This is a genomic window from Companilactobacillus nantensis DSM 16982, assembly GCF_001435815.1.
Taxonomy (GTDB): domain Bacteria; phylum Bacillota; class Bacilli; order Lactobacillales; family Lactobacillaceae; genus Companilactobacillus; species Companilactobacillus nantensis.
In genome coordinates, this window is sequence record NZ_AZFV01000072.1 from 1 (window position 1) to 1,679 (window position 1,679).

The 1,679-nt window shown below is 33.0% G+C and carries 1 protein-coding gene; it reads right to left on the minus strand.

The annotated features are described in order from the left end of the window. Positions 1-102 precede the first annotated feature (102 nt). Positions 103-1,581, minus strand: coding sequence for an IS1182 family transposase (locus tag FD31_RS13720; RefSeq protein WP_057893323.1), 1,479 nt, complete (start codon positions 1,579-1,581; stop codon positions 103-105). Between the last annotated feature and the right edge of the window lie 98 nt (positions 1,582-1,679).

The following is a 1,679-nucleotide window of genomic DNA, read 5'->3' on the forward strand; positions in this document are numbered from 1 at the left end:
ACGAGGCTGCTGAAAAACTATAGTGATTTTTGATAATAATTCACAGAAACAAAAAAATAGCACGTTAATTGATGATTTTATCCAATTAACGTGCTATTTCCTTTAGTCTTTATTCGATTTTTCCTTTTTTTCTTTATCTAACTTCTGAATTCGTTTCATATTCACACAAAAGATCGTAATAGCCCCTTGGAGCATCATGGCCTCAATTCCACTGGACTGAGTGGTTCTGTAACCATGTTTGATTTTCATTTCACTATTCTTCGCTTCAATCTTATAACGTGTTTTTATATTTTTTTGGAAATATTCTGTGTTTTCAAATTCTTTTTGATATTTATGTGCATCTGTTTTAATACTTACAGAATACGTCTTACTTTTTTTCCCTTTAAAACACTTGTCACGTAATGGACACACTCTACATTTTTTTACATCAAAATAGTATTTCATTGAGGGATTGTAGTTCGGACGATCTTTTCTAATTTCAAGACGTTTTCTTATAGCTATATGGCCTTCTGGACAGATAAACATTCCAGCATCTTTATTGAAGTCCCACATATCTTCTTTTTTTCTGGATCCGTTCGACATCACTGGGTGGAGTCCTGAAACTAAAACAAAATTCTTTTCTTCGGCTGCCTTGATATTGTCTTTACCTGAATAAGCTCTATCACCAATTACTGCATCTACATTTACCTTACGTTCTCTTGTATTATCAATCAAATCTTGAAGGAATGGTCCATCGCCTTTTTCACCACTGGTTATTATCGCATCTGTGATGATTCTCTCTTCTGTCATTGCAATATGTGTCTTATATCCAAAGAAAGAAGTGTCTTTTGTTTTATGGCCGACCTTTGCGTCGGCATCTTCAGAGTAGTCTTGATATTCCTTAATATCAGCCTGTGTTTCTTTTAGACTATTAAAAGACTGTTCAATTGCAGGTATAGCTATTAATTCAGGATGTTCTTCAACCTTTTTGAGCAGATTATCAGTGTATATTTTTTCTTTCTCTAAATCATTAGTATCGTTTTTTACAGGCAACTCAGATTTAATATCCTCGTTAACTTTATAAATATTTTTTCTAACCAATTTTGACTTGGCACGCAACGTTTCTATAGGTGATTTTTGATTGTAGTTGGAAGCAGTATGAGTTGAATCAATAATAATTTTATTGCTTGTGATAAGTTTTTTGTCTAAAGCAACTTGAACACTTTTAGAAATCAATAAATTAAGAATATTTGAATCTTTTAATCTTTGTCTTCTGAACTTTGTTAGAAGACTATGATGAATAACATCATCCTCAGGGTTTAGACCAAGGAAGAATTTCATAGCCATATCAGTTTTAGCACGTTTAATAAGATCTCTATCAGAAATATTATAGAGAACCTTCAAATAAAGGTACTTGAACATTTGGACTGGATCGACGGCGATTCGCCCGTCGTCCAGACAATACTTACTTGCCATCTCATCATAAATAAAGTCGAAATCTACCATTTCAAGTAGCAATCGAAGTTCATTATCTTTAGGAACAATAACATCATACAAAGAACTATAAGGACTAAGCTTCAATTCTTCCTGGCGTTTTAGCATAATCATCTACCTCATTAAGTGGATTATAACAAAAAAGCACCCATAGCTGGATGCTTAAACAGTATTATAAATATCTAATGGACTTTTTCAGCAGCCTC

Excerpts from the sequence above, each read along its gene's own strand:
- FD31_RS13720 (WP_057893323.1), bottom strand. The coding sequence starts at position 1,581 with ATGCTAAAACGCCAGGAAGAATTGAAGCTTAGTCCTTATAGTTCTTTG.